Below are 19,049 nucleotides of genomic sequence, written 5' to 3' on the forward strand. Positions count from 1 at the left end.
CACCGGGGAAGCAGCGCCTCCCCGGATTCGGCGGCGTCAGAGCGCGGCCTGGACCTTCTTCGCAGCGTCCTCGCTGACCCAGGTGGTCCACACTTCCGGGTGTTCCTTGAGGAAGGCCTTGGCCAGTTGCTCGGAGGTGAGTTTCTCCTTGGCCATCTTCGCCAGGTTCTGGTTCAGCAGGTCGATGGGCAGGTTGACCTTTTCCAGCACGGCGACCAGTTCCGGGGCCTGGTCGTGGAAGGCCCTGGACAGGCCGACCTGGATCTTCACGTCCTTGTTTACGCCCGGCTCATCCAGCTTCACCAGGTCGGCCTGGCCCATCAGCGGCGTCGGCGACCAGTAGTAGAAGAGAATAGGCTCCTTGCGCTTGTAGCTCGACAATACGGCGGCATCCAGGGCCGGGCCGGTGCCGGGGCGGAAGTTGGTGAACTTGTCCTCGAGGCCGTACTTTTTCAGCATCTCGGAGTTTTCCAGCTCGCAGGTCCAGCCGGCCGGGCAGTTGTAGAAGCGGCCCTTGCCCGGCTCTTCCGGGTCGCGGAAGACCTCGGCGTACTGCGCCAGGTCAGTGACGGCCTTGAGATTCGGCGCCTTGGCTTCGATGTTGCGCGCCTTGTCGCCCTCGATCACGAAGCGCGGTACGTACCAGCCCTCGGTGGCGCCGACGATGGGCGCGCCCACGCCGACCACCTTGTTCGCGGCGGCGGCCTTGTTCCAGGCGTCGCTGCGGCCAATCCATTCCTCGCTGAAAATCTGGATGTCGTTGTTCGCCAGCGCCTGCTCCATGGTGATGGAGTTGCCCGGCAGGCTGTCGGTTTCGCAGCCGTAGCCGTTTTTCAGGATGATCTGCATGAGGTCGGTGAGCAGCATGCCGCTCTCCCAGTTCAGCCCTGCGAATTTCACCGGCTTGCCACTCTCGCACCAGCCGGCGGCCTGGGCCGAAGTCATGGTGCCGCCCAGCAGACCGGCGGACAGGAACAGGCCCAGCAGCGTCTTCTTGGTGTTGTTCATCTGATGCTCCTAAACGTGAATGAGGTTGGGCAGTGCAAGGGCCGCGCAGGCTTGTGGCCGCGCGGCCGGGCCGGTCTGTTCAGGTGCGGGCCGGCAGGATCAGCCGGTCCGGTACTGCCCGCGTGACGCGGCGGGCGACCAGGTAATAGAGAACGGCCGGAACCACGAGGCCGATGATCCAGGAGATATCCACGCCACCCAGGGCGTCCACCATCGGGCCGGTGTAGAACTTGGTGGAAATGAACGGCAACTGCACCAGCACGCCGATCACATAGACGCTGATGCCGGGGATGTTCCAGCGGCCGTAGCGGCCATCGGGGTCGGCCAGCGCCGGCACGTCGTAGTGCTCGCGGGTGATGCAGTAGTAGTCCACCAGGTTGACCGCGCTCCACGGGGTGAAGAAGGCCAGCAGGAAGAGGATGAAGGACTTGAACGCGCCAAGGAACGAATGCTGGCCGAGCAACGCGATCAGGGTCGCGGCGCCGACGATCAGCAGGACGAACACCAGGCGCTGCACACGGCTCACTTCCAGGTGGCCACGGAAGCCGCTGATCACGGTGGCGATGCACATGAAGCTGCCGTAGGAGTTCAGCGTCGAGATGGTGATCTTGCCGAAGGCGATGCTGAAGTACAGCAGCGCAGCAACGGCGCCACTGCCGCTCAGGCCGACGATATAGGCCACCTCATGGCCGGCGAACTGCCCGTTGGCCCCGGCCGCGGCGAACACGCCGAAGATCATCGCCACCTGGGCACCGATCACCGAGCCCGCGCCCACGGCGAGGAAGGTTTTCACCGAGGACGTCTTGCTCGGCAGGTAGCGCGAGTAGTCCGCGACATACGGCCCGAACGCAATCTGCCAGGAGGCGGCCAGGGACACCGCGAGCAGGAAGCTGCTCCAGCTGAAGTGGCGGATCTGCAGCAACGCGCTGACGTCGGTCTGGCTCATCAGGCGGCTGAACAGGTAGACGAAGGCGATCACCCCGATGACGCTGGCGATGCGACCGATGACGTGGATGACGCGGTAGCCGAGCACGGTCACCAGCACGATGACGCTGGCGAACATCAGGATGCCGGCGCTGTCGCTGACGCCGAACAGCTGGCCCAGCGCCTGGCCGGAAAGCACCGTGCCGGTGGCGGTGAAGCCCAGGTACATCAGGCACACCAGCACGATCGGGATGGCCGCGCCGTAGACGCCGAACTGCACGCGGCTGGAGATCATCTGCGGCAGGCCGAGCTTGGGCCCTTGGGCGGCGTGCAGCGCCATCACGCCGCCGCCCAGCAGTTGGCCGATGAGCAGGCCGATCAGCGACCAGAACACGTCGCCGCCCAGCACCACGGCCAGGGCGCCGGTGACGATGGCGGTGATCTGCAGGTTGGCGCCCAGCCATAGGGTGAACTGGCTGTAGAGCTTGCCGTGGCGCTCGGCCTCGGGGATGTAGTCGATCGAGCGCACCTCGATCAGGGGTTTGGAGCTATCACTGGCCTGGGACATCGTTATTGTTCTCCCGAAGGGAATTCTTGTCTGTCGATGTACTGCTGCTTTACGGACCTGGCCGCCGCACCACGCCGTGCGGCGGCCCTCTCCCTGGTCCTGGCTTGCTATCGCCGAATTACTTGCCGGTGATCATCGGCAGGTTCAGGCCCTGTTCCTTGGCGCAATCGATCGCGATCTGATAACCCGCGTCGGCATGGCGCATCACGCCGGTGCCTGGGTCGTTGGTCAGCACSCGGGCGATGCGCTCGGCAGCTTCGTCGGTGCCGTCGCAGACGATCACCATCCCCGAGTGCTGGGAGAAGCCCATGCCCACCCCGCCGCCATGGTGCAACGAGACCCAGGTGGCGCCGCTGGCGGTGTTCAGCAGGGCGTTGAGCAGCGGCCAGTCGGAYACGGCGTCGGAGCCRTCGCGCATGGCTTCRGTCTCGCGGTTGGGGCTKGCCACCGARCCGGAGTCGAGGTGGTCGCGGCCGATCACGATSGGYGCCTTCAGCTCGCCRCGGCGGACCATYTCGTTGAACGCCAGGCCGAGYTTGGCGCGCTGSCCCAGGCCGACCCAGCAGATGCGCGCCGGCAGGCCCTGGAAGCTGATGCGCTGCTTGGCCATGTCCAGCCAGTTGTGCAGGTGGGCGTCGTCSGSGATCAGTTCCTTGACCTTGGCRTCGGTCTTGTAGATGTCCTCGGCGTCGCCGGACAGCGCGGCCCAGCGGAACGGACCGACGCCACGGCAGAACAGCGGGCGGATGTAGGCCGGGACRAAGCCGGGGAAGTCGAAGGCGTTGGCGACGCCCTCTTCCTTGGCCATCTGGCGGATGTTGTTGCCGTAGTCGAAGGTCGGCACRCCCTGCTKCTGGAAYKCCAGCATGGCKTTGACGTGCACGGCCATGGATTGCTTGGCGGCCTTGACCACGGCGGCCGGGTCGGTCTGCGCGCGGTCGCGGTACTGCTCCCAGGTCCAGCCGGCCGGCAGGTAGCCGTTGAGCGGRTCGTGGGCGGAGGTCTGGTCGGTCACCATGTCCGGGCGCACGCCGCGCTGGATCAGCTCCGGGAGGATTTCCGCGGCGTTGCCCAGCAGGGCGATGGAGATGGCCTTGCCTTCGGCGGTGTAYTGGGCGATGCGCGCCAGGGCGTCGTCGAGGTCCTTGGCCTGCTCGTCGACGTAGCGGCTGGCGAGGCGGAAGTCGATGCGGCTCTGCTGGCATTCGATGTTCAGCGAGCAGGCGCCGGCCAGGGTCGCGGCCAGYGGCTGGGCGCCGCCCATGCCGCCGAGRCCGGCGGTGAGCACCCACTTGCCTTTCAGGTTGCCGTCGTAATGCTGGCGGCCGGCYTCGACGAAGGTTTCGTAGGTGCCCTGGACGATGCCCTGGCTGCCGATRTAGATCCACGAGCCGGCGGTCATCTGGCCGTACATGGCCAGGCCCTTGGCRTCGAGYTCGTTGAAGTGCTCCCAGTTGGCCCAGTGCGGCACCAGGTTGGAGTTGGCGATCARCACGCGCGGGGCRTTGGCGTGGGTCTTGAAGACRCCGACCGGCTTGCCGGACTGMACCAGCAGGGTCTCGTCTTCATTCAGYTCYTTSAGGGTGGCGACGATCTTGTCRTAGCACTCCCAGTTGCGCGCGGCGCGRCCGATGCCGCCGTACACCACCAGYTCCTTSGGGTTCTCGGCGACTTCCGGGTCGAGGTTGTTCATCAGCATGCGCAGCGGCGCTTCGGTCAGCCAGCTTTTGGCGTTCAGTTGGGTGCCGCGCGGGGCACGGATTTCGGTATCACGGTAACGGCCGGTGGAGCTCATCTGGACTTCCTCGATGCAGGGGTGGCGCCACGCTGGAAGGCGGTCCGGCGCGGCGGAAACGGGTGAATAGAGGGCAACAGGCATTGCCGTACTCATCTAGTGTCACCTGATATGTGTAAAACCTTATATCAACCTGTATATACAAGCTAATGCAAAGCGAGGGCCAAAATAGGCCGGCGGTACCCAGGGAGCACAGTCACGTGACGACAATGTCGTTTTATTTCAAATGGATAGAAATCTTATGCACAGGCAGGCGACGCCCCTCACCACGGCCAGCAGCGAGAGAAGGCGGCGAGAAAGGAAGGAGAAAAAGTAACAGCGCGGTGCACAGAGGTAACAAAACGGTGCACCACAGGAGACAGCAGGGCGGATTTTCCGCCCCCCTCGGGATGACAGCTGACTACTGCCCGAAACGACCTTCGAGGCGATAGCGCGACCCCGGATAGACCAGTCGCGCAGCACCCACCTGCCCCTTCGCCGACCAGGTGCGGCGGCGAATCAGCAGGCAGGCGTCGCCACGCTTGATGCGCAGCAGCTTGCAGTCGGCCGCTTCGGCGTTGATCGCCTCGACCACATGTTCACCCTCGGTCAGCGGCGCCAGCTGGATCAGGTAGGCATAGGGGGTGATACGGGTGAAGTCCTGCTGCAGGTACTCCGGCGCTACCTCGGCATTGACGAAGCGCTCTTCCAGTTGCACCGGCACTTCGTTCTCGTAGTGCACGACAACGGAGTGAAAGATGCGCTGGACGTTTTCCAGCTCGAACGGCAGCGCCAGGGTCGCGCCCTCGGGCAGCGGTTCCAGAAGCACCACTTCACAGCGGTGCTGATGCCCGCGTGCGGCGATCTCCTCGGCGATGTTATGGATCTCGAAGAGCGCCGCGTGGCCCTTCTGTTCGGCAACGAAGGTCCCCACGCCCTGCAGGCGCACCAGCACGCCCTCGATGGTCAGCTCGCGCAATGCGCGATTGATGGTCATCCGGCTCACACCGAGCAGGGCGAACAGTTCGCTTTCCGACGGCAGCTTGGAGTTGGGTTTCCAGACGCCGTTGCGGATCTGCTGCAGGATGATTTCCTTCACCCGCGCATACAGGGGCGCCGGAGTTTCCAGCGCGAACGCGGCCAGGGAGGAATGATCTTGGGACACGGCAGCTCCTGAATCGGCGGAAGGCGGGCTAGCCGCCAGTTTACCCGCGGCTACGCCTGCCGCCTACGCGCCGTCACCGAAGCCGAACCACGGGCAATAGGTGTGCAGCTTTGACAGGGCGCATAACGCGCCAGCGTTATCCCCCACGATGGGGGCTGCGGATAACCTGTTCCAGGTTATTCGCCCTACAGTCGACGAAAATCCGTACTCATGATCAGCGCGGCGCAATATGCGCCACCATCAGCTGCACCGTCTCGTTGCCACGGAACTCGTTGACGTCGAGCTTGTAGGCCACTTCCGCCCAGCGCACGGTGGGGTTGGGCCAGATTTCGCGGTCGATGTTGAAGGCGATGGCGTCCAGCTGCAGCGAGCCGCACTCGGTCTTGAGCACCAGCTTCAGGTGCCGCTCGCCAACCACGCGCTGCTGAACGACCTGGAAGATGCCGTGGAACAGTGGCTCCGGGAAATGCTGGCCCCAGGGGCCGGCCTGGCGCAGCGCGCGGGCCAGCTCCAGGTGGAACTCCTCGGCGCCCAGCTGGCCGTCGGAGAGCAGGCGCCCGGTGAGGTCTTCTTCATCCAGCTGACGGCGCACTTCGGCGTCGAAGGCAGCGGCGAAGGCACCGAAATTCTCCTGCGGCAACGACAGGCCGGCCGCCATCGCGTGGCCGCCGAACTTGCTGATCAGCCCAGAATGACGGGCGGCCACGGCGTCCAGCGCGTCACGGATATGGAAGCCCGGCACCGAACGCGCCGAGCCCTTGAGCGTGCCGTCGCCGGCATCGGCGAAGGCAATGGTTGGCCGGTGGTAACGCTCCTTCAGGCGCGAGGCAAGGATGCCGATCACGCCCTGGTGCCATTCCGGGTCGAACAGGCACAGGCCGAAGGGCATCTCCTCCACCGGCAGTTCCTTGAGCTGGGCCAACGCCTCGCGCTGCATGCCCTGCTCGATGGCCTTGCGATCCTGGTTGAGCTGGTCGAGCTGCACCGCCATGTCGCGGGCGACGCTTTCGTCTTCGCAGAGCAGCAGTTCGATGCCCAGGGACATGTCGTCCAGGCGCCCGGCAGCGTTCAGCCGCGGGCCGAGGATGAAGCCGAGGTCCGTGGAGGTGATGCGCCGGCAATCGCGCCCGGCCACTTCCAGCAGCGCACGCAGGCCCGGACGCGCGCGGCCGGCACGGATACGCGCGAGGCCCTGATGGACCAGGATGCGGTTGTTGGCGTCCAGCGGCACCACGTCGGCGACGCTGCCCAGGGACACCAGGTCGAGCAATTCAGCCAGGTTCGGCTCGGCGATGCCGCACGCAGCGAACCAGCCGCGTTCACGCAGGCGGGCACGCAGGGCGAGCATCACGTAGAAGATCACGCCGACACCGGCCATGGCCTTGCTGGGGAAGTCGCAGCCGGGCTGGTTCGGGTTGACGATGGCGTCGGCGGCGGGCAGTTCCGGCCCCGGCAGGTGGTGGTCGGTGACCAGCACGCGCAGGCCGGCGGCCTTGGCGGCGGCGACGCCGTCGATGCTGGAGATGCCGTTGTCCACGGTCACCAGCAGCTCCGGGCGCTTCTCCAACGCCACGGCGACGATTTCCGGCGTCAGGCCGTAGCCGTACTCGAAGCGGTTGGGCACCAGGTAATCGACCCAGGCCGCACCGAGCATGCGCAGCGCCAGCACGCCGACGCTGCTGGCGGTGGCGCCATCGGCATCGAAGTCGCCGACGTAGAGAATCCGCTGGCCCTTTTCCAGCGCATCGACCAGCAGCTCCACCGCCGCGTCCACGCCCTTGAGCTGCTGGTACGGGATCAACCGTGCCAGGCCCTTGTCCAGCTCGGCCGCGCTCTGCACGCCGCGGGCGGCGTAGAGACGGGTCAGCAGCGGCGGCAGGTCGCCCAGGTCGGGCAGGGTTGGCGGGAGGGGGCGGGATTCGATGCGCATGAAGTCCAACTATTCCTTTTTGCTTGGTCTTGCACCTTGCGAGCTAGAGCACGGCAAGGCGTGAACAGGCGTGGGCCGCGGAGTTTGCTGCAGCAAATGAGCAGGCCTGCGCCTGTTCACAACGCAGCCGGGCCGACGCGCAGCTAGCGCAAATCAGCGCTCGCCCATCAGCCATTCCACCTGCAGCTCGTGCTGGCCGCGCTCGTCGGTGACGAAGAGGGTCCCTTCGCTGATCATCACGGTCCAGTTGATCGAGCGCGGAAGGTCGCGGGAGATTTCTTCCAGCGCTTCCTGAGGCAGGGCGACGACATTGAGGTTCTTCAGGTGGCGGACGCTGTCGAGCACCTTGGTGGTCCACACGCGCAGGTTGCCGTAGGCGACCAGGGTCAGCTTCTCGCAGCGGCGCGAGCACCAGGTCAGGCGATCGGCATCCGGCTGGCCGACTTCGATCCAGTGCAGCACGCGGTCGTCCAGGCTCTTTTCCCACAGCGAGGGCTCTTCCACGTCCGACAGCCCACGGCCGAAAGCCAGTTGCTCGCTGTACCAGATGACGTAGGCCAGCAGGCGCACCGCCAGGCGCTCCTCGGTTTCCGAGGGGTGGCGGGCGACGGTGAAGCGCAGGGTCTCGTAGACCCCACGGTCGAGGTCGGTCAGGCTGATATCGGCTTTGTAGGGCGTGGCGGACAGGGCCATGGGCGTTCCCGGCGAATTTTCGAAGGCGGCAAGTCTACCGCGAAAGCGCCGGCACCGTGGGTCAAGTGCGCGGACGTCGGTCGGCTCCAGGCTCCGGCGCGGCCAGTTCGATGCGGTTGCGGCCCTTGGCCTTGGCGGCGTAGAGCGCCTGGTCAGCCAGGGACAGCAGGCGCAGCAGGTCGTGGCCGGCCTCGCGGCTGGTAGCAATGCCGATGCTTACGCTGAGCTGGCCCTCGGCCATGAACGGCAACTCGGCGAACTCCCGACGCACCCGCTCCGCCACCTGGCACGCGCCCTCGGTATCGGCGCCCACCAGCAGGCAGGCGAACTCTTCCCCGCCGATGCGGGCGAACTGGTCGTGCTTGCGCATCCGCGAGGCGGTGATGCGACTGAATTCCACCAGCACGCGGTCGCCGGCGGGATGGCCGAAGGAGTCGTTGAGGCGCTTGAAGTTGTCCAGGTCGCAGAGCAGCAGCGAGGCCTGTTCGCCCCGCTCGGCGCACAGGCGCAGCAGGCGCTCGCCGGTCTCCATGAAGGCGCGGCGATTGCCCACGCCGGTCAGCGGGTCGCTCAGGGCAGCACTGCGGAACTGCAGCTCGGCACGTTCCTTGACCATCGCCAGGGTGGCGAAGGCGATACCGATGGCGAACAGCATGGTCTCGAAGACCAGGAAGGTGAAGAAAGCAGAACCCTGGCCGTTGTTGGCCACGCTCTCGAACGGCATGCCGCGGTCGACCACCAGGCGTACCGAATAGACCAGGGTATGCAAGAGCAACAACGCCAGTGTCGGCTTGAGTTCGACTTCGAGCTTGCGCCGGTCCCGCCACAGCTCGCTGATCGCCGCGAGGCAGTACAGGATGGTGATCCCCGTACTGACCGCGATGCGCGCAGCCAGGGACTCGTAGAAGGGCGGGAGCAGGCACAGCAGCGCCCAGAATGTCGCGCCTGCGCCGATCAACGGCCAGTGCGGTTTGCGTCCGGTGAAGACGCGCATGGAAGTCCAGGTCATTGCCGAACAGAGGTGCAGGACCACATTACCGAGCAGGATCGGCAACCAGTCGATGCCCATGCCTCGCAACGTGGCCAGGAAGGTGCCAATGGCACCCAGCAGCAACGCGACGCTCATGTAGCCCAGCGAGTGATCGCGACGACCGCTGTGCCAGGCGAATGCCATCAGCACACCGACAAGAGTCAGTACGTAGAGGTCGACGACAACCAGCGTCGGCAGGTTCAACGTCATGCAGCCCCCTCGCCACCCGTCAGCTCGCATTCCCCGGAGAATGCCGTCAGACCATCGGGCTGTTGGAAGGAAGACGAACGCATCACGGCATACCTGCGCGAAACCGAGCGAGCTGAAGTAAGAAGCATCTGAATGTGGCTACTCTACGCGCGCTCAAGGCCGCCGCAAAGCGACGTTTCCAGACGCCTGCCCGGCGGCCTGTTCGAAGCGCCGTGCACGCGTTAGAGTCCGGCGATTCCTCTCTGATCGGACAGACCGATGAACAGCACCGCCAAACCCCTCGCCGGCCTCAAGGTCATCGAACTGGGCACCCTGATCGCCGGCCCCTTCGCCTCGCGCCTTTGCGCGGAGTTCGGCGCCGAGGTCATCAAGGTCGAATCACCGGACGGCGGCGACCCGCTGCGCAAATGGCGCAAGCTCTATGAAGGCACGTCGCTGTGGTGGTTCGTGCAGGCGCGCAACAAGCGTTCGCTGACGCTGAACCTCAAGCATGAAGCCGGCCGCGAGGTGCTGAAGAAGCTGCTGGCCGAGGCCGACATCCTGATCGAGAACTTCCGTCCCGGCGTGCTGGAGAAGCTCGGCCTGGGCTGGGAAGTGATCCACGCGCTGAACCCCAAGCTGGTGATGGTGCGCCTGTCCGGCTTCGGCCAGAGCGGCCCCTACAAGGACCAGCCGGGCTTCGGCGCGGTGGGCGAGTCCATGGGCGGGCTGCGCTATATCACCGGCTTCGAGGACCGCCCGCCGGTGCGCACCGGCATTTCCATCGGCGACTCCATCGCCGCGCTGTGGGGCGTGATCGGCGCGCTCATGGCACTGCGCCACCGCGAAGTGAACGGCGGCGCCGGCCAGGTGGTGGACGTGGCCCTCTACGAAGCGGTATTCGCCATGATGGAATCCATGGTTCCGGAGTTCGACGTGTTCGGTTTCATCCGCGAGCGCACCGGCAACATCATGCCTGGCATCACGCCCTCCTCCGTGCACACCACGGCCGACGGCAAGCACGTGCAGATCGCCGCCAACGGCGACGCCATCTTCCGCCGCTTCATGACGGCCATCGGCCGCCCCGACCTCGCCGAAGACCCCACGCTTGCCAGCAACGACGGCCGCGATGCCCGTCGCGATGAGCTCTACGGCATCATCGATCGCTGGGCGCGCTCCGCATCGCTGGAGACCGTGCTCAAGGTGCTGAACGAAGCGGAGGTGCCGGCCAGCCGAATCTTCTCCGCCGAGGACATGTTCAGCGACCCGCAATTCCTGGCGCGGGAGATGTTCCTCTCCGCCAAGCTGCCGGACGGCAAATCCTTCCGCATGCCCGGCATCGTGCCCAAGCTCTCCGATACCCCCGGAAGCGCCGAGTGGATCGGCCCGAAACTGGGCGAGCATACCGACGAAGTGCTTTCCGGACTGGGCTACGACGCAGCCGCCATCGCGGCGATGCGCAAGGATGGCGCGGTCTGACCACTTTGCTTGGGTAGGGCGCATAACGCGCCAGCGTTATCCGCCGTATTGAAGCCGGCGGATAACCTGTTCCAGGTTATTCGCCCTACGGCTCTTGGTGTAGCAGCGAGCTCCTGCAATAAAGCCAGTCAGCCCGCTTCCTGCTCCGGCGCCTCGCTCTGGGCGATGAACTCCAGCATCTTCTCGCTGCCGTCCAGCAGGTCGGCGTGGATCGCCTCGCGGGCGGCGGCGCCGTTGCGTTCGCGCAGAGCGCGCAGGACGTCCCAGTGGTGCTCGATGGCCATGCGCTCGTTGAAGTCGGCGTAGGCCTGGGCGATCAGCGGGCCGGTGCGCATCCACAGACTGTCGAGGAAAGCACGCAGCAGCGGCATGCCGGCGATGTCGGCGAGGGCGAAGTGGAAGGCCTGGTTGAGCTTGAGCGCCAGCACCAGGTCATCCGCGTGGATCGCGTCAAGATTCTCGCGGATGTTGGCTTCCAGTTCGTCCAGCTGCTCATCGCTGGCGCGCGCGGCGGCAGTCTCGGCGGCGAGACCTTCGAGCGCCACGCGGATGCTGCGGATCTCCAGGTACTGCTCGAGGGTGAGCAGCGGCACGCGGATGTCCCGCGGCGTCTTCAGCACCAGCGCCTGTTCCTTGGCCAACTGCAGGATGGCGTCACGCACCGGGGTAACGCTGGTACCCAGCTGCTGGGCCAGATCACGGATACGCAGGCGATCATCCGGCTTGAAGCGGCCGGTGATCAGCGCCTCGCGCAGCAGCGCGTAGACGCCGCTGCCCAGGTAGGAATGATTGAGCCCTTCGATCGGGTAGTTCATCGCCGTCTCATCACGTGGTGCGGAATTCGGGCGCGAATGATGGTCGCAGATCGCGCCGAATGCCAGCCGGTTTCACACATGCTGCCCGCCGTTGACGTGGATTTCCGCACCATTCACGTAGGACGCGCCGCTGGTGCAGAGGAAATGGATGAGCGAAGCAACTTCCTCCGGCTTACCCAGGCGATGCATCGGAATATCGCGCTCGACGATCAGCTCGGTGCCCGAAGACAGGATGGCCGTGTCGATTTCCCCCGGCGCGATGGCGTTCACTCGCACGCCGTGCGGGCCGAAGTCATGGGCCATCTCGCGGGTCAATGCGGCCAGGGCAGCCTTCGAGCACGCATAAGCAGCGCCGGCGAACGGGTGCACACGTGAACCGGCGATGGAGGTGACATTGATCACCGAGCCCTTGGCTGCCTTCAGTTCGTCGAACAGGCCGCGCGCCAGCAGCGCGGTGGAGAACAGGTTGACGTTGAACACCTTCAGCCAGGTGGCGTAGTCGCTGCCCAGCACGCCCAGGCGTTCGCCCTCCGGGCCCTTGGGCGAGATGCCGGCGTTGTTCACCAGGGCGTGCAGCGAGCCGCCGAGCTTCTCGCGGATCATCGGCAGGCTGGCCTGCACGCTGTCGATGTCTTCCAGGTCCAGGTGGATATGGTTGATCAGGCCTTCGGCCCAGGGGCACTCGGCGCTCCAGTCCTGGCGCGAGGCGGTGAACACGCGCCAGCCGGCAGCGTTGAAGTGCTTCACCGTGGCATGGCCGATGCCGCGGCTGGCGCCAGTGAGAAGCAGGGTTCTGGTCTGGTTCATGGTGCAGGCATCCCCTTCGTATGAGTGCGCTCGAGTGGTCAGCGTCCTTGGAGCGCTGGCTTCAATAAAAACATGATGCATCATGTTTTGGAAGATGTTTTAATCGGTCCAGCTTGGTCCTGCAACGAGCTATCCGAACAACAACAAGAAACGGAGCAACTTCCCATGATCGACCGCACCTGTTCCGCCCGTTCCTCTCCCTGATGTCCGAGGGCAACGCCAGCCGGCCTTACAGCTTGGTCCGGCGCGCCGCCCCACTCTTGAAGCTGCCCTCTTATTCATGGGCCGGATTGGCCCGCTCAGGAGTCATCGCATGTTCAAGAAAGCCATAGCACTGATGATGTTGGCCGGCGGCGCCGCCCAGCTCCACGCCGAGACACTGACCGTGGTGTCGTTCGGTGGCGACAACAAGGTGGCCCAGGAAAAGGCCTTCTACAAACCCTTCGAGCAGCAGGCCAAGGTCACTGTGCAGGGCGCCGAGTACAACGGCGAGATGGCCAAGATCAAGATCATGGCCGACACCGGCAAGACCAGTTGGGACGTGGTCGAGGTGGAATCCCCGGAACTGATGCGCGGTTGCAGCGAAGGCCTGTTCGAGCAGCTCGACTGGAGCAAGCTCGGCAAGCAGGCCGACTTCCTCGACGCCGCCGTGAGCGACTGCGGCGTGGGCATCTTCATCTGGTCCACGGTGCTCACCTACGACGCCAAGAAACTCGCCAGCGCACCCACCGGCTGGGCCGATTTCTGGGACGTGAAGAAATACCCGGGCAAGCGCGGCCTGCGCCGTGGCGCCAAGTTCACCCTGGAATTCGCCCTGGAAGCCGACGGCGTGAAACAGGCCGACCTGTACAAGGTACTGGCCACCAAGGAAGGCGTGGACCGTGCGTTCAAGAAGCTCGACGAGATCAAGCCGTACATCCAATGGTGGGAAGCCGGTGCGCAGCCGCTGCAATGGCTGGCCGCCGGCGACGTGGTGATGACGTCGGCCTACAACGGCCGCGTCGCCACCGCGCAGAAGGAAGGCCGCGACTTCGCCATCCAGTGGAACGGCAGCATCTACGACCTGGACCACTGGGCCATCGTCAAGGGCAGCCCGAAGAAGGAGCTGGCCGAGCAGTTCATCGCCCTGGCCAACAAGCCTGAGCACCAGAAGGTCTTCGCCGAGAACATTCCCTACGGCCCGACCAACAAGAACACCATCCCGCTGATCGACGCCGCCATCGCGCCGAAACTCCCCACCGCGCCGCAGAACCTGGAGAACGCGCGCGCCATGGACACCGAGTTCTGGATCGACCACGGCGAGGAACTGGAAACCCGCTTCAACGCCTGGGCTAGCAAGTAAGTGGATGGCTTCCGCCCGGCCCCGCGCCGGGCGGACGCTCCACCTCGCCCGGCCGCTGCAATACCGAACGACCGCTGAACCCTGCTGGAGATGTACCCGTGCCCCTCAATACCGCTCCCGTCCACGATCACCTGCTGGAAGCGGCCCCCGCCCAGGTGAGCGACGCCCAGGCCGCTGCCATCGCCGACGAATACTTCGGCCAGCGTGGCACGCTGCACCGCCTCGCCGGCGAACGCGACCTGAACTTCCACATCGCCCACGGCCATGGCGACGACCGCCTGCTGAAGCTCTCGCACCCGCTGGAGGACCCGCAGGTCGTGGACTTCCAGACTCGCGCCCTGCTGCGCGTGGAGGCCCTCGACCCGACCCTGGCAGTGCAGCGCGTCTATCCCTCGCTCAACGGCGACCACCAGATTTCCATCCGCGTCGATGGCCAGCCGATGATTGCCCGGCTGTTCTCCTTCGTCGACGGAGTTCCGCTGCACCGCGTCCCGCAACGCAGCCGCGCCCTGCGCGAGAACCTGGGCGACGACCTGGCGCGCCTGGGCCTGGCGCTGAAGGGTTTCGAACACCCGGCCACCGCCGACCACGAACTGCTCTGGGACCTCAAGCACGCCTCGCGCCTGCGCAACCTGCTGGTCTACATACAGGATCGAGAACAGCGCGCCCTGGTCGAGCGCTTTCTCGACAATTTCGAACGCCACGCCCTACCCCGCCAATCGACGTTGCGCGCCCAGGTCATCCATAACGACCTGAACCCGCACAACGTCATCGTCGATGCCGAGCATCCGGACCGGGTGCGCAACATCCTCGATTTCGGCGACATGGTCCACGCGCCGCTGATCAACGACCTCGGCGTCGCCGCCGCCTACCAGGTGGGCGAGCCGGACGCGCCGCTGGCCACCGCCTGCGAGATGATCGCCGCCTACCATCGCCGCTGCCCGCTGCTGGCCGAGGAGCAGGAAATCCTCGCCGACCTGATTGCCACGCGCCTGATCATGACCCTGAGCATCACCGCCTGGCGCGCCAGCCTGCACCCCGAGAACCGCGACTACATCCTGCGCAACACCCGCCACGCCTGGCAGGCCGTGCAAGCCCTGGCCCGCCTGAGCCGGGAACAGGCGCAGGAGCAGATCTTCGCCGCCTGCGCCACACAAGAGGAGCCCCGCCCATGACCATGCCCAACGGATTCAGTGCCGCCGATGCCGAGCGCCTGAGCGATGCGGAACGCCGCCTGATCGAGCGCCGCGCGCGCCTGCTCGGGCCGGCCTACCGCCTGTTCTACGAGCGCCCGCTGCACACCGTGCGCGGCGAGGGCGTGTGGCTCTACGACAACCAGGGCAACCGCTACCTCGACGCCTACAACAACGTCGCCTCCATCGGCCACTGCCATCCGCGCGTGGTGCAAGCCATCGCCAGCCAGGCGGCGGTGCTCAACACCCATACCCGCTACCTGCAGGAAGGCATCCTCGACTACGCCGAGGACCTGCTCGCCACTTTCCCCGAAGGCCTGGACCAGGTGATGTTCACCTGCACCGGCAGCGAGGCGAACGACCTCGCCCTGCGCATCGCTCGCCATTACACCGGCGGCACCGGGGTGATCATCACCCGCTTCGCCTACCACGGCGTCACCGGGACCATTTCCGAGCTCTCGCCGTCCCTCGGCGCCGGCATCACCCTGCCCGCCCACGCCCGCACCGTGCGCGCGCCCGATGCTTACCGACTGGGCGCAGAGAACGTCGGCAAACTCTTCGCCGACGATGTGCGCGCCGCCATCGCCGACCTGCGCGCCCATGGCATCAAGCCCGCCGCGCTGCTGCTCGACGGCATCTTCGCCAGCGACGGCGTGCTGGCCGATCCGGCCGGATTCCTTGCCGAAGCCGTGAAAGTCGCCCAGGACGAAGGCCTGCTTTATATCGCCGACGAAGTGCAGAGCGGCTTCGCCCGCACCGGCGACGCCATGTGGGGCTTCCAGCGCCACGGCGTGCAGCCGGACCTGGTCACCCTTGGCAAACCCATGGGCAACGGCCAGCCCATCGCCGGCGTCGTGGTGCGCCCGGAAATCCTCGAACGCTTCGGCCGCGAGGTGCGCTACTTCAACACCTTCGGCGGCAACCCGGTGTCCTGCGCGGCGGCCCAGGCGGTACTCGACGTGATCCGCGACGAACAGCTTCAGGAGCGTTCGCAGCGCATCGGCGCCTTCATGCTCCAGGGCATACGCCAACTGGCCGAGCGCCACGAGCTGATCGGCGATGTGCGCGGCGCGGGGCTATTCCTCGGCGTCGAACTGGTCACTGACCGCACGGCGAAAACACCCGCCGCCAACCAGACGCGCCAGGTGGTCAATGGCATGCGCGAACGAGGCGTGCTGATCAGCGCGGCCGGTCCGCTGGAGAACATCCTGAAGATCCGTCCGCTGCTGGCCTTCGAGCAGGAACATGCGGAACTGTTCCTCGACTGCCTGGACAAGGCGCTGACGGATGTCGCCATCTGACATCTGCGTCTCTCAGAAACGACAAGGGCCGCGATGAACACTCATCGCGACCCTTTTCATTCTGACGGGATCGATCCTCAGAAGCGCACGCCAACGTTGACCATCGCGGCCGAGCCTCCCAACACCACGAGCTCAGCGCCAACGGGCCCCAGGTGCGCGCCAACGGAAGGAATGATCGCCGGAGCCACGCCATAGCGGTTGAGCGGAATCTTGTCGCGGTACTCGCCACGATACCCCTGCAACGCGCCGCCGGTGACCTTGGCGTAGAACGGCGTACCTTCCCAGTCGAAGCGTTTGCCGGCGTAGACATAGTTGGAGCGCTGGCTGAAGGAGTTCTTGAAGGTCGCGCCGCCGAATACCACGCCATCGCCGCGATTACGCTCCAGGCCGATCAGCTCCTGGTGGTTGTTGTGATCCGGATCCGTGGTCCAGTGGGTCGTGTAGACGCTGGTCTGCAGGTACCAGAAGCCCTTGTCTTCATCCGCAATGGCGAAACCACAGCCAAGCAGGACGAGAGCGGCGATCAACAGGCGGCGCATGGGGGGTTCTCCGTTCAGATGGTGACGCGGCTGGCGCCATTGACCGTCATGATGCGAACACGGTCACCAACGCGGAACTGCTGGGAATCGACCGCCTGGACATAAGCGCGGGTGCCGCCGTCATCCTCGCGGACCACGATCTCGACGCCCTGAGTGCGGGTGATGCCCTCTTCCACCGCCGAGCCCGCCGCGCCACCCGCCACGCCACCGAGAATGCTGGTGATGGCCTTGCCGCGGCCGCCGCCAATGGAGCTGCCGGCGATGCCACCGACGGCTGCACCGGCCAGGGTACCGATGGGGGTCTTGGTACCTTCGATCTGTACCGGTCGCAGGGATTCGATGGTGCCCATGCGTACGTTCTGCACCGCACGGGCATCGGCACGGGAATAGGAAGAACCCGAGAGGTCGGAAGCGCAGCCGCTCAGCAGAGCGGCGCTGGTGAACAGGGCGGTCAACAGCAGAGTGGAACGGTTCATGGTGGTCACCTCGGAAGGGTCGGAAAAATTAGGGCAAAGCCTACGTGGCCTTGCCTGAACTCCCCCTGAACCCTTTCTGAACCATCACTGAACAAAGCTGAACGAAGCTGAATGAAATGTCTGTCACCCCTCCAGAGCGACCAACTGCCGGCGGCTGTGTTCGAACCAGCCCAGCAGATAGTCCGCCAGCAGCTGTGTGCGGCGCGGCAGGCGGCTTTGGTAAGCGTGAATGAGGAACACCGGCTGGGTGCGGGTCTGGTAATCGCGCAATAACCAGACCAGGCTGCCCTCCGCCAATTCCTGCTGAACCATGTAGGACGGCAGCCGGCTGATCCCCGCGCCGGCCAGAGCCGCCTTCTTCAGCAAGGTGTAGTGATTGCTTGCAAGCAAGCCTCTGACCGTGACGCGGAACAGTTCGTGGTGGCGTTGGTAAAGCCAGACGTCGCTGTCCTGATAATGAGTGTTCTGCAGGCAGGAATGCTGCGCCAGGTCCGCCGGCGCCTCGGGCACGCCGTGCTCCGCAAGATAGCCCGGCGTGGCGCAGGTCAACTCCTGCAAAGCGAAGAGCGGCCGCGCCACCAGGCGCTCATCCACCGCCAGACTGCCGGAGCGGATGGCCAGGTCGAAGCCGTCCGCCACCAGGTCGCGACGCTCGTTGGAGAGGTCCAGCTCCAGGCAAATGTCCGGGTACTGGCGGGAAAACTCCATCAGCCACGCATCGAAGAAAGTCTCTCCCAACGACACTGGCACGCTCAGCCGCACCTTGCCCTGTGCCTCTTCCTGCAACGCCAGTACCGCCTGCCGCGCCCGCGCGGCCTGGGCATTGAGCGCTTGAGCCTCGGGCAGCAGCGCAGCACCGGCGGCAGTCAGGGACAGGCGTCTGGTCGTGCGGTGCACCAGGGTCGCGCCCAGCGTCAGCTCCAGCGTCGCGATCCGCTTGGATAACTGCCCCTTGCTGCAGCCGAGTTTTTCCGCGGCACGGGTGAAGCTGCCGCATTCCAGCAGTACGGCGAAGGCGGAAAGGTCTTGCAGGTCGTTGGCGATTGTTTCCATATGAAAACCAAAGGTTGTCAATTAGCTTAATTATCAAAACAGAAGACCACTCTAGACTGAATTCACTTTCAGCCAAACCACCTCAGTGGAGAGTCTTCATGAAAATCATCCTGATCGGCGCCAGCGGCACCCTCGGCCAGGCCATCGCCAACGAACTGGCCCCGCGCCACGAGATCATCCGCGTCGGTCGCAGCAGCGGCGACTATCGTGTGGACATCACCGACAGCGCCTCGATCCGCAAGCTGTTCGAGCAGGTTGGCGGCTTCGATGCGCTGATCAGCGCCGCCGGCAAAGTGCACTTCGGCGCGCTGTCGGAAATGGGCGAGGCGGAAATGGCGGTCGGCCTCAAGGACAAGCTGATGGGGCAGGTGAACCTGGTGCTGATCGGCAGCCAGTACGCCAACGACAGCGCTTCCTTCACCCTCACCACCGGCATCCTCAGCGAACAGCCCATCGTGCTGGGCAGCTCGGCCAGCCTGGTCAACGGCGCGGTGGAAGGTTTCGTGCGCAGCGCCGCCCTGGAGCTGCCGCGCGGCCAGCGGATCAACGCGGTCAGCCCGAATGTGCTGGTGGAATCGATGGAGGGCTACGCGCCGTTCTTCCGCGGCTTCAAGCCGGTGCCTGCCGCGGATGCCGCGCTGGGCTTCGCCCGCAGCGTGGAAGGCAAGCAGACCGGGCAGGTATACAAGATCTGGTGAGGCTGGCGGGCTGATGCTTCTGCGTCGGCCGTTGGCCTTGGTTCGCGAGCAGGCCCGCTCCTACA

General features: G+C 65.4%; 17 protein-coding genes. 5 read left to right on the forward strand and 12 right to left on the reverse strand.

Features of this window, described 5'->3' with window-relative positions; all coding sequences use genetic code 11:
- Positions 1 to 36: 36 nt before the first annotated feature.
- The 7 genes from A9513_RS32160 to A9513_RS32190 all read right to left on the reverse strand — a co-directional run bounded on the left by A9513_RS32160 (position 37) and on the right by A9513_RS32190 (position 9,302).
- Entirely contained in the window at positions 37 to 1,008 is a 972-nt protein-coding gene (locus A9513_RS32160; protein ID WP_024764191.1) for an ABC transporter substrate-binding protein, read from the reverse strand.
- Between the two features lie 79 nt (positions 1,009 to 1,087).
- The gene (locus A9513_RS32165; RefSeq protein ID WP_065327954.1) at positions 1,088 to 2,500 is read right to left on the reverse strand and encodes a cytosine permease; all 1,413 of its coding nucleotides are present in this window, start codon (positions 2,498 to 2,500) and stop codon (positions 1,088 to 1,090) included.
- A 118-nt stretch (positions 2,501 to 2,618) separates the two neighbouring features.
- Complete coding sequence (gene hutU / locus A9513_RS32170; RefSeq protein ID WP_065327955.1) at positions 2,619 to 4,295, reverse strand: urocanate hydratase; 1,677 nt, start codon at positions 4,293 to 4,295, stop codon at positions 2,619 to 2,621.
- Positions 4,296 to 4,695: 400 nt separating this feature from the next.
- A complete protein-coding gene (hutC, locus tag A9513_RS32175) occupies positions 4,696 to 5,439 on the reverse strand; it encodes a histidine utilization repressor (protein ID WP_065327956.1) in 744 nt (247 codons plus the stop codon).
- Between the two features lie 214 nt (positions 5,440 to 5,653).
- Positions 5,654 to 7,369 carry a single-stranded-DNA-specific exonuclease RecJ gene (recJ, locus tag A9513_RS32180; RefSeq protein WP_065327957.1) on the reverse strand — a complete coding sequence of 572 codons (1,716 nt, stop codon included), beginning with the start codon at positions 7,367 to 7,369 and terminating at the stop codon, positions 5,654 to 5,656.
- 153 nt (positions 7,370 to 7,522) lie between these two features.
- Positions 7,523 to 8,062, reverse strand: a complete 540-nt coding sequence (locus tag A9513_RS32185) for a YaeQ family protein (RefSeq protein ID WP_065327958.1) — start codon at positions 8,060 to 8,062, stop codon at positions 7,523 to 7,525.
- A 61-nt stretch (positions 8,063 to 8,123) separates the two neighbouring features.
- Entirely contained in the window at positions 8,124 to 9,302 is a 1,179-nt protein-coding gene (locus A9513_RS32190; RefSeq protein WP_065327959.1) for a diguanylate cyclase, read from the reverse strand.
- A 258-nt stretch (positions 9,303 to 9,560) separates the two neighbouring features.
- Here A9513_RS32190 and A9513_RS32195 point away from each other — a divergent pair, with 258 nt between their 5' ends.
- Complete coding sequence (locus A9513_RS32195) at positions 9,561 to 10,760, forward strand: CaiB/BaiF CoA-transferase family protein (RefSeq protein ID WP_065327960.1); 1,200 nt, start codon at positions 9,561 to 9,563, stop codon at positions 10,758 to 10,760.
- A gap of 128 nt (positions 10,761 to 10,888) precedes the next feature.
- On the opposite strand, the gene A9513_RS32200 is transcribed toward A9513_RS32195, so the two are convergent.
- Together A9513_RS32200 and A9513_RS32205 are read right to left on the reverse strand one after the other, a co-directional pair.
- The gene (locus A9513_RS32200; RefSeq protein WP_024765198.1) at positions 10,889 to 11,575 is read right to left on the reverse strand and encodes a GntR family transcriptional regulator; all 687 of its coding nucleotides are present in this window, start codon (positions 11,573 to 11,575) and stop codon (positions 10,889 to 10,891) included.
- Between the two features lie 72 nt (positions 11,576 to 11,647).
- Positions 11,648 to 12,382, reverse strand: a complete 735-nt coding sequence (locus tag A9513_RS32205; protein WP_024765199.1) for an SDR family NAD(P)-dependent oxidoreductase — start codon at positions 12,380 to 12,382, stop codon at positions 11,648 to 11,650.
- Positions 12,383 to 12,695: 313 nt separating this feature from the next.
- On the opposite strand from A9513_RS32205, the gene A9513_RS32210 reads away from it, so the two are divergent.
- The 3 genes from A9513_RS32210 (at position 12,696) to A9513_RS32220 (ending at position 16,218) form a co-directional block, all read left to right on the forward strand.
- Positions 12,696 to 13,724: an ABC transporter substrate-binding protein gene (locus tag A9513_RS32210; RefSeq protein WP_065327961.1), complete on the forward strand. Its 1,029-nt coding sequence runs from the start codon at positions 12,696 to 12,698 to the stop codon at positions 13,722 to 13,724.
- Positions 13,725 to 13,822: 98 nt separating this feature from the next.
- Positions 13,823 to 14,899: a phosphotransferase gene (locus A9513_RS32215; protein ID WP_065327962.1), complete on the forward strand. Its 1,077-nt coding sequence runs from the start codon at positions 13,823 to 13,825 to the stop codon at positions 14,897 to 14,899.
- Positions 14,896 to 16,218, forward strand: a complete 1,323-nt coding sequence (locus tag A9513_RS32220; protein WP_065327963.1) for an aspartate aminotransferase family protein — start codon at positions 14,896 to 14,898, stop codon at positions 16,216 to 16,218. Before A9513_RS32215 ends, A9513_RS32220 begins: the two co-directional genes overlap by 4 nt.
- Positions 16,219 to 16,295: 77 nt before the next feature.
- Here A9513_RS32220 and A9513_RS32225 read toward each other — a convergent pair whose 3' ends face one another.
- The 3 genes from A9513_RS32225 to A9513_RS32235 all read right to left on the reverse strand — a co-directional run bounded on the left by A9513_RS32225 (position 16,296) and on the right by A9513_RS32235 (position 18,286).
- Positions 16,296 to 16,757, reverse strand: a complete 462-nt coding sequence (locus A9513_RS32225; RefSeq protein ID WP_024765203.1) for a hypothetical protein — start codon at positions 16,755 to 16,757, stop codon at positions 16,296 to 16,298.
- Between the two features lie 14 nt (positions 16,758 to 16,771).
- Positions 16,772 to 17,233, reverse strand: a complete 462-nt coding sequence (locus A9513_RS32230) for a glycine zipper 2TM domain-containing protein (RefSeq protein WP_024765204.1) — start codon at positions 17,231 to 17,233, stop codon at positions 16,772 to 16,774.
- A 123-nt stretch (positions 17,234 to 17,356) separates the two neighbouring features.
- Positions 17,357 to 18,286, reverse strand: coding sequence for a LysR family transcriptional regulator (locus tag A9513_RS32235; RefSeq protein WP_037011930.1), 930 nt, complete (start codon positions 18,284 to 18,286; stop codon positions 17,357 to 17,359).
- A gap of 98 nt (positions 18,287 to 18,384) precedes the next feature.
- Between A9513_RS32235 and A9513_RS32240 the strand changes: the two genes are divergently transcribed.
- The gene (locus A9513_RS32240) at positions 18,385 to 18,984 is read left to right on the forward strand and encodes a short chain dehydrogenase (protein WP_037011915.1); all 600 of its coding nucleotides are present in this window, start codon (positions 18,385 to 18,387) and stop codon (positions 18,982 to 18,984) included.
- Positions 18,985 to 19,049 lie beyond the last annotated feature (65 nt).

Origin of the sequence: Pseudomonas sp. AU12215 (genome assembly GCF_001675465.2) — a bacterium.
GTDB classification, from domain to species: domain Bacteria; phylum Pseudomonadota; class Gammaproteobacteria; order Pseudomonadales; family Pseudomonadaceae; genus Pseudomonas; species Pseudomonas nitroreducens.

Bases quoted from the DNA above. Each gene is read 5' to 3' on its own strand.
- A9513_RS32160 (WP_024764191.1), bottom strand. From the start codon at position 1,008: ATGAACAACACCAAGAAGACGCTGCTGGGCCTGTTCCTGTCCGCCGGT.
- A9513_RS32165 (WP_065327954.1), bottom strand. From the start codon at position 2,500: ATGTCCCAGGCCAGTGATAGCTCCAAACCCCTGATCGAGGTGCGCTCG.
- recJ (WP_065327957.1), bottom strand. From the start codon at position 7,369: ATGCGCATCGAATCCCGCCCCCTCCCGCCAACCCTGCCCGACCTGGGC.
- A9513_RS32185 (WP_065327958.1), bottom strand. From the start codon at position 8,062: ATGGCCCTGTCCGCCACGCCCTACAAAGCCGATATCAGCCTGACCGAC.
- A9513_RS32190 (WP_065327959.1), bottom strand. From the start codon at position 9,302: ATGACGTTGAACCTGCCGACGCTGGTTGTCGTCGACCTCTACGTACTG.
- A9513_RS32195 (WP_065327960.1), top strand. From the start codon at position 9,561: ATGAACAGCACCGCCAAACCCCTCGCCGGCCTCAAGGTCATCGAACTG.
- A9513_RS32200 (WP_024765198.1), bottom strand. From the start codon at position 11,575: ATGAACTACCCGATCGAAGGGCTCAATCATTCCTACCTGGGCAGCGGC.
- A9513_RS32205 (WP_024765199.1), bottom strand. From the start codon at position 12,382: ATGAACCAGACCAGAACCCTGCTTCTCACTGGCGCCAGCCGCGGCATC.
- A9513_RS32210 (WP_065327961.1), top strand. From the start codon at position 12,696: ATGTTCAAGAAAGCCATAGCACTGATGATGTTGGCCGGCGGCGCCGCC.
- A9513_RS32220 (WP_065327963.1), top strand. From the start codon at position 14,896: ATGACCATGCCCAACGGATTCAGTGCCGCCGATGCCGAGCGCCTGAGC.
- A9513_RS32225 (WP_024765203.1), bottom strand. From the start codon at position 16,757: ATGCGCCGCCTGTTGATCGCCGCTCTCGTCCTGCTTGGCTGTGGTTTC.
- A9513_RS32230 (WP_024765204.1), bottom strand. From the start codon at position 17,233: ATGAACCGTTCCACTCTGCTGTTGACCGCCCTGTTCACCAGCGCCGCT.
- A9513_RS32235 (WP_037011930.1), bottom strand. From the start codon at position 18,286: ATGGAAACAATCGCCAACGACCTGCAAGACCTTTCCGCCTTCGCCGTA.
- A9513_RS32240 (WP_037011915.1), top strand. From the start codon at position 18,385: ATGAAAATCATCCTGATCGGCGCCAGCGGCACCCTCGGCCAGGCCATC.